Origin of the sequence: Streptomyces sp. WG5 (assembly GCF_049974565.1) — a bacterium.
GTDB lineage: Bacteria > Actinomycetota > Actinomycetes > Streptomycetales > Streptomycetaceae > Streptomyces.
Window position 1 is genome coordinate 1 of record NZ_JBNGGC010000172.1, and the last position, 604, is coordinate 604.

Genomic DNA, 604 nt, shown 5'->3' on the forward strand with positions numbered 1-604 from the left:
TCGGATCGGACCATCAGTCCATTTCGAGACAGCCAGGCTGTCTGCGCTGTGCGCTTTTGGTACGCGCGCTCCGAACGTCTCGGCAGAAGTGCGTCATGGCAACTGACCGCCAAATCACGCGGCGTGGCGCCCTCGCGTTCGCCGTGGTCGCGCTGAGCGGGCCGTCGATCGCGCGAGCCGTGCCGTCGGCGCGGTCGCCGCTCGGTGCGAATTCGGCACGGTTCGCTGGCGCCTTCGTCAATTGGGGCGAGACCGGTCGCGAGCATGTGTTGCAGGGCTGGGAGAAGTGGCTCGACCGGCCGCGTTCGTCGGTGCTCGGCGTCGACTTCTACGGCCAGACCGGCTGGGAGGATTTTCACCGGCTGGATTGGGTGCCGGGGCTTTGGAAGAAGCTCAACCCGGCGCGCAATGTGGTCTGGTCGGTGCCGCTCACCATCACCGGCACGCCGCTTGCCGACGTCGCAAGCGGTGCGCACGACGCCGAGTTCGGGGCCGCCGCGCGCGCGATCGCGGCAGCACACCCCAAGGCGGTCATCCGCCTTGGCTGGGAGATGAACATCTCCAACATGGGCTGGTTCGCCAGGGGCCACGAGGACGACTACAT

1 protein-coding gene is annotated in these 604 nt (G+C 67.5%); it reads left to right on the forward strand.

The window, feature by feature from the left end; all coding sequences use genetic code 11:
- Positions 1-95: 95 nt before the first annotated feature.
- A partial coding sequence (locus ACP4IX_RS36450; protein WP_426558966.1) for a hypothetical protein occupies positions 96-604 on the forward strand: 509 nt, incomplete at its 3' end.